This window comes from Sphingomonas sp., from assembly GCF_031361285.1.
Taxonomy (GTDB): Bacteria; Pseudomonadota; Alphaproteobacteria; order Sphingomonadales; family Sphingomonadaceae; genus Sphingomicrobium.
On sequence record NZ_JANMCO010000177.1, the window covers coordinates 1 to 6,645 of the forward strand.

7 protein-coding genes and 1 pseudogene are annotated in these 6,645 nt (G+C 65.8%); 7 read left to right on the forward strand and 1 reads right to left on the reverse strand.

What is annotated here, in order from left to right:
* From RMO25_RS13780 to mddA, 5 genes are all read left to right on the forward strand, one after another.
* Positions 1 to 1,035 (forward strand): cysteine desulfurase (locus RMO25_RS13780; protein WP_309663175.1); only part of this gene is annotated, 1,035 nt, incomplete at its 5' end.
* A 1-nt stretch (position 1,036) separates the two neighbouring features.
* The gene (locus RMO25_RS13785; protein ID WP_309663176.1) at positions 1,037 to 1,492 is read left to right on the forward strand and encodes an SUF system Fe-S cluster assembly protein; all 456 of its coding nucleotides are present in this window, start codon (positions 1,037 to 1,039) and stop codon (positions 1,490 to 1,492) included.
* On the forward strand, positions 1,489 to 1,848 hold the full coding sequence (locus tag RMO25_RS13790; protein ID WP_309663177.1) for an iron-sulfur cluster assembly accessory protein: 360 nt from the start codon (positions 1,489 to 1,491) through the stop codon (positions 1,846 to 1,848). The genes RMO25_RS13785 and RMO25_RS13790 overlap by 4 nt, the downstream gene beginning before the upstream one ends.
* A gap of 48 nt (positions 1,849 to 1,896) precedes the next feature.
* Positions 1,897 to 2,169, forward strand: coding sequence for a hypothetical protein (locus RMO25_RS13795; protein ID WP_309663178.1), 273 nt, complete (start codon positions 1,897 to 1,899; stop codon positions 2,167 to 2,169).
* A gap of 28 nt (positions 2,170 to 2,197) precedes the next feature.
* Positions 2,198 to 2,938 (forward strand): methanethiol S-methyltransferase, encoded by a 741-nt coding sequence (gene mddA / locus RMO25_RS13800; protein WP_309663179.1) that lies wholly within the window; start codon positions 2,198 to 2,200, stop codon positions 2,936 to 2,938.
* Between the two features lie 111 nt (positions 2,939 to 3,049).
* Here mddA and RMO25_RS13805 read toward each other — a convergent pair whose 3' ends face one another.
* On the reverse strand, positions 3,050 to 5,380 hold the full coding sequence (locus RMO25_RS13805) for a S8 family peptidase (RefSeq protein WP_309663180.1): 2,331 nt from the start codon (positions 5,378 to 5,380) through the stop codon (positions 3,050 to 3,052).
* Positions 5,381 to 5,492: 112 nt separating this feature from the next.
* Between RMO25_RS13805 and RMO25_RS13810 the strand changes: the two genes are divergently transcribed.
* Together RMO25_RS13810 and RMO25_RS13815 are read left to right on the forward strand one after the other, a co-directional pair.
* Positions 5,493 to 6,212, forward strand: coding sequence for a pyrimidine 5'-nucleotidase (locus tag RMO25_RS13810; RefSeq protein ID WP_309663181.1), 720 nt, complete (start codon positions 5,493 to 5,495; stop codon positions 6,210 to 6,212).
* A pseudogene (locus RMO25_RS13815) lies at positions 6,209 to 6,645 on the forward strand (2,3,4,5-tetrahydropyridine-2,6-dicarboxylate N-succinyltransferase); the annotation flags it as partial. The gene RMO25_RS13810 and the pseudogene RMO25_RS13815, both read left to right, overlap by 4 nt.

Consider the following 6,645-nt stretch of genomic DNA (forward strand, 5'->3'; position numbering starts at 1 on the left):
ATTTACCAGCGGTCGTCGGACATGACGGCGGCGTACGAAGCGGCGCGGGCGGCGACTGCACAATTGATCGGCGGCAAGGCCGAGGAACTGGTGTTCACCCGCGGCGCGACCGAGGCGATCAACCTGGTCGCGAGGGTGCTACCGAAAGCGCGCCGCAACCGCGTGCTTCTGTCAGCGCTCGAGCATCACAGCAATATCGTGCCGTGGCAGCTGGCCGGTTACGAGGTCGACGTCGTGCCGTTGACGACGGACGGGCAGATCGATCTCGACGCGGCGGAGAGTCTGGTCAGCGAGCAACATCGCGTGGTTGCGTTCGCGCATGTGTCGAACGCGCTCGGTTCGATCCTCGATGCGAATCGCGCGGCCGAGATTGCGCATTCGAAGGGCGCGCTGCTGCTGCTCGACGGGTGCCAGGCGGTGCCGCGCATTGCGGTCGATGTCGCCCAAATCGGCTGCGACTTTTACGCTTTTTCGGGCCACAAGCTTTACGGGCCGACCGGGATCGGTTGCCTGTGGGGCCGCGCCGAGCTGCTCGATGCAATGCCGCCATGGCAAGGCGGCGGCGCAATGATCGAGGCTGTCACTTTTGAGCGCACCACCTACGCTCCGCCGCCGCAGCGGTTCGAGGCGGGGACGCCGCACATCGTCGGCGCGATCGGGCTGCACGCGGCGGTCAACTGGGTCAAGCAATTGTCGCTCGGGGCGATCCACGCTCATGAAACCGCGCTGGTCGCCGAGTGCCGCGCCGCACTGTCCGCCATCCCCGGCGTCACGCTCTACGGCCCCGAAGACAGCGCCGGGATCGTCAGCTTCAACGTCAACGGGGTGCATGCGCACGACGTCGCCACCATATTGGACGATGCGGGCGTTGCGGTACGCGCCGGGCACCATTGCGCGCAGCCGCTGATGGCCGTGCTCGGGGTCGATGCAACGGCGCGCGCCAGTTTCGCCGCGCACAGCGATTCGTCAGACATCGCGGCGCTGGTCGGCGGACTGCATCAGGTGAAACGGATTTTTCGGCCAGAGAGCGAATGACGTGAACAAGGAACGCAAGATCGAGACCGAGGAAGTCGCCGCCGTGGCGACTCCACCGCGCGCTCGAGTCACGCCCGAGTTCGAAAGGAAGCGGGATTATCTCGCGGGGTTCCTCAGCGGCGAGAAAGAAGAGGTGCCGGAGAATGGCAAGGGCAGCGATTTGCAGGCCTCGGTAGTCGAAGCTCTGAAATCGATCTATGATCCTGAAATTCCAGTAGATATTTACGAGCTCGGGCTGATCTATGACGTCGCGATCGACGAGGACGGCGACGCGGTGGTGACGATGACGCTGACCACCCCGCACTGCCCGGTGGCCGAATCGCTGCCCAACGAAGTCGAGCTGCGCGTGCTGTCGGTGCCAGGCATCCGCGACGCCGAGGTCAAACTGGTGTGGGACCCGCCGTGGGACCCGTCGCGAATGAGCGACGAAGCGCGATTAGAATTGGGAATGTTATGAACCAGCAGAGCAAGGTCCGCGCGCGCCCAGCGGCGATCGTGCTGACGCCCGCCGCCGAAGCGCGCATCGCCGAGCTGATGGCCCGCGCGCCCGACGGCGCGATCGGGGTCAAGCTGTCGACTCCCCGCCGCGGCTGCTCGGGGCTGGCGTATTCGGTCGATTATGTGACCGAGGAAGTGGCGTTCGACGAGAAGATCGTAACGCCCGGCGGCGCTTTTTACGTCGATGGCGGATCGGTGCTGTACCTGGTCGGATCGACCATGGACTGGGTCGAGGACGATTTCGCCGCGGGGTTTGTATTTGAGAACCCCAACGCCAAGGGCGCATGCGGCTGCGGCGAGAGCTTCACCATTTGAACAAAGCGGTCCGAAGCTGTTATTGGAGCGAGCGAGGGAGTCCGATCGATGCGCCTGCTGTCATTGGCAATATTGTGCGCCATCGCCGCGCCCGCCGCGGCTCAGCCAGCCAAAGCGCCAAAAGCGCCGGAGGCCGCCAACTGCCCGCGCACCACCAGCTATTATGCCGGCACGGGCTCGCTCTATCGCGGCGACCGGATCACGCCGAAGAAACTGAACGAACTGCCGCCGGCGATCGGCTATATGGCGGTGTACCGGACGGTGAACGGTTGTGAGGCGCCGATGACGATGGTTGAATATCGGGGCGCCCGCAAACGATAATCCTGCAGCTGAAAAGGGGGAAATTGGAATGTCACGAGCAGCGACGCTTTTGTTTGCAATCCTTGCCTATGCGGTGTTTTTCGCCACCTTCCTTTACCTGATCTGTTTCGTCGGCAATTTCCCATTCGCCGGGACAACGGTCGATCATGGGCCGGCCTCGCCGGTAGCGGTGGCGGTGGTCGTCGACCTCTTCCTGATCGCCTTGTTCGGCCTCCAGCACAGCGTCATGGCGCGGCAGGGGTTCAAGCAGGCGTGGACGCGGACTGTACCGGCCCAGGCCGAGCGCAGCGTCTATGTGCTGGTGGCGAGCCTGACATTGATCGTCCTGTTCACATTCTGGCGGCCGATCCAGGGGACGCTGTGGGACGCAACCGGGACCGCATTCGAAATGCCGCTGTGGATCGGCTTCGCGGCGGGCTGGGGAATCGTGCTGCTGAGCACCTTTTTGCTCAATCATTTCGAGCTGTTCGGGCTGCAGCAGGCGTGGTTCCACGTTACGGAGCGGACCGCCGCCAAGCCGCAGATGCGCCAACCCCTGTTCTACAAATGGGTCCGCCACCCGCTCTACAGCGGCTTCTTCCTCGCTTTCTGGTCGACGCCGGTGATGACCTGGGGCCATTTGCTGCTTGCCGCCGGGATGTCGAGCTACATGCTGATCGCCATCCGCTACGAGGAGCGCGACCTCGTCGGCCTGTTCGGCAAGGATTATGAGGATTACCGGCACACCGCCGGCATGCTGACGCCGCGGCTCCGACGGCGCGACGTGTAAATCCTCCCCGGGACGGGGAGGTGGCAGCCGCAGGCTGACGGAGGGGGTTCGGCGCCTGACACCGCCCCCCTCCACCAGCTACGCTGGTCCCCCTCCCCGTTCCGGGGAGGATTAAAAGCCGAGCGTGAAGCGGATTGCGGCGCCGTAGTCGTTGTCGGCGGTCGCGAAGTGGCCGGGCTGGCGGCGCATGAACAGATTGCCGCCGATCCAGCCGCTGTCGCCGAGCACGCTCGAGCCGTAACTGAGTTCGGCATCGACCTCGCGGCCGGACGGCGAGAGCGAGTGGTTGACCAGGCTGTAGGTCGCGGTCTGCGTGCTGTAATCGTAGGCGGTCGGCAGCATCAGGCCAAAGCCGCCGCGCTCGATCCTAAGCGGTTGCGACAGCCGGAAACCAAGGCGGTCGCCGGCGCCGAGCAAGCCAATTTTGGTCACGTCGAAGCCATAAGCGCCGGTCTGGAACTGCCCGCCGGCGAAACTGGTCCAGCCGCGCCGGCCCGACAGGCTCGCGCTCCACCCGCTGCCCAATTCGCGCCGCGCTTCGAGGTCGAGGAACACGGTATTGGCCCCGCCGCCGCCGAGCGCATTGCCCATGCGGCCGCCGAGCAAGCTCTGCTTCTCGCTGAGATTGCTGATGCCGGCCGACAGCCAGGTGCTGCCGAAACTGCGGTCGAGCGCGAGGCTGGTCCAGCGATAGGGTGAGCCGGTCGCGCTGGTCCTGATCTCCTGCCATACGCTGCCGCTCTCGCCGGAAAGCGTCAGCCCAATGGGGCCAAGGTCGCGGCGCAGCGCGAGGCTGCCGTCGCGCCGGGCCGAAAAGCCGGGATCGCCGGAAATGTCCTTGGCGATCAGGAACGCCCCCGCGGCCGCGCCGGACAGGCGCCGCTCCAATGCTTTCGCGCCTTCGGAGAAGCCCAATGCGACCGCTGTCTTGCGATCAACCCGGGCGATCGCCGAGCCGGCGATCAGGCGCGACTTGCGCGCATCATCGGGGCCGATGCCGAGGCGCTCAAGCGCATATCCCTGTGGCAGGTCGTGCCGCTCGCTAACGGTCATCGCGATGCTGATCGGGCCCGCCGCCGACCTGGCGACGCGGATTCCGCCTTGCAGCGCCCGCTCAAGCGGCTTTGACTGCTCCGCGGTGTGCAGGGTCTTGGCTAGGTCGATCGCGAAGGCGCGCGAATAGCCGTCGAGAATGATCGCGCCCATCGGCGTGTTCGGATCGCCATCGGCGCCGCCGTCCCCGGCAGCGGCCGGCATGTCGCCGTTCGCGGTGGGGCTGACCGCGGTCTGGGTGCCGGCGAGGTTGGTGGTGCCAATTGGCTGGAACGCGCTGGCGATGTTCAGTCGGCCGCGCCCGAATATCGGGTCGGTGCCCGCGGCCCCGAGGTCGTCGGCCGACCGGAACAATATGTCGACGATCTGCGCCCCGGTAAGGTTGGGGAACGCCTGGGCCATCAGCGCCACGGCGCCGCTGATGGTCGGGGCGGAGAAGCTGGTGCCCGACCAGTAGAATTGCGCACCGGTATTGTCCGGGGCTCGATCTTTGAGGCCGCGCGCCGCCAGATAGTTATTCGCACCCGTCCCGGCCTTGTTCGAGAAGGTCGAAAGCTGGTTGATGTCGATCGAGGTGCCGGTGTCAACGCCGACCGAGCCGGCGATGATGACGTTGGCGCCAAAGTTTTGCGCCGGAATGAGGGCGAACGGGTCGGGATTGATGCCTTCGGGCTTTTCGCCGTCGTTGCCGGCCGAAATCACGATCACGATTCCGGCGTTCACGGCGCGGCCGATCGCCGCCATCAAGATGTTGCCGGGCGCGCTGCCGCCGAGCGACATGTTGATGACCTTGGCACCGGCGAGCCGCGCCGCATCGACTCCCGCGGAAATTGCGGAATCGTAGAAACTGCACCCGCCATTGACCGAGGTGTCGGCGCAACTTCCCGGATCATCGGCGCGCAAGCTGATTATGGTCGCGTCGAAGGCGACACCCATCGTATTGGAATCGTTGCGCGCAGCCGCGGCGACGGCGCTGACCGCCGTTCCGTGGCCGCCCTCGTCGCTGACACCGCGGTTGCCGGCGACGTCCCGGCTGGCGGGATCGATCCGGCCGGCGAATTCGGCCAAATTGGGGTTGATGCCGCTATCGACGATGCCGATCTTCACGCCCGCGCCGGTCGCGCCGTTCTGATAGGCGGTGATCGCGTTGGCAGCGACGGCATAGGCCGACGCCCGATATTCGGCCGTGTTGTAATCGATACTTGGAGGGGGCGTCGGAGTCGGCGTGGGGGTCGGAGTCGGCGTCGGGGTTGGGGTCGGAGTGGGGGTTGGAGTCGGGACGAGCGGAGCGGGCATCGGCGCGGGTCCGCCGCCGCCGCCGCCGCAACCGGACAGCCCAAAAGCCAGCACAACCGCGCATGCGGTCGTCGCCAGGTGCCGTCTATTCATTGCCCATCTCCGCCCAAGCCGCTGAAAATCAACAGGTTCCCCGGATTCACTTATGCTTTCCAAAACCTTTCAATTTGCTGAAGGGTCAACATCTTGTAGCGCCATTGTGAACATGAATCCGCGCATTGAACCTGCTCCTGCCCTTGGTCCAGCCCTTGGCCCTGGCCACGCCCTCGCCCACATCCGCGACTGGATCTTCGATCTCGACAACTGCCTGTACCCGGCCTCGACCGGTCTGTTCGAACTGATCGACGAGCGCATGGGCGCCTATATCGAGCGGCTGCTGGACTGCGATTCAAGCGAGGCCAGGCGCGTCCAGAAGGCGCACTTTCACGAGCATGGTACCACGCTCGCGGGGCTGATGAAATCGCATGATGTCGACCCCCACCACTTCCTCGACGACGTCCACGCCATCCCGCTCGACCGGGTCACCACCGACGCTGCGCTGGCGGCGGCGCTGGCGCGGCTGCCCGGGCGGCGGATCGTCTTCACCAACGGCGACGCGCCTTATGCCCGGCGGGTGCTCGAGGCGATCGGGGTGGGCGAGCACTTCGACGATCTGCACGACATTCACGCCAGCGAATTGCGCCCCAAGCCGGACCCGCACGGCTATGAACTGCTGTGCGCGCGGTTCGGCATCGATCCGGCCCACGCACTGCTGGTCGACGACATGGCGCAGAACCTCAAGCCGGCCAAGGCGCTGGGCATGACCACGGTGTGGGTCGACAATGGCTCCGAGCGCGGCAGCCATGGCGCTGACGACAGCTTTATCGATTACCGCATCGGCAACGTGGCCGAGTGGCTCGAATCAATCCTGGGGAATGAGACATGAGCGACGCCACCGAAGCCACCATCGACGCCGCCTGGCTCGAGCGCGAATCGATCGGGCCCTCCACCCGAGGCGAGGCCCGACAAGCGGTGGACTCGGCGATCGCCGCGCTGGACAGCGGCGAAGCGCGGATCGCCGAAAAGGTCGAGGGGCAATGGGTCGTCCACCAGTGGCTCAAGAAAGCGGTGCTGCTGTCGTTCCGCCTGAACCCGATGGCGTTGATCGCGGGCGGGCCGGGGGCGGCGCAGTGGTGGGACAAGGTGCCGTCCAAGTTCGCCGGCTGGGGCGAAGAAGAGTTCGAAGCGGCGGCGTTTCGCGCCGTACCGGGCGCGATTGTTCGCCGCGGCGCCTACATCGCGCCGGGCGCGGTGCTGATGCCGAGCTTCGTCAACATCGGCGCGCGGGTCGGCGAAGGCGCGATGATCGACACCTGGGC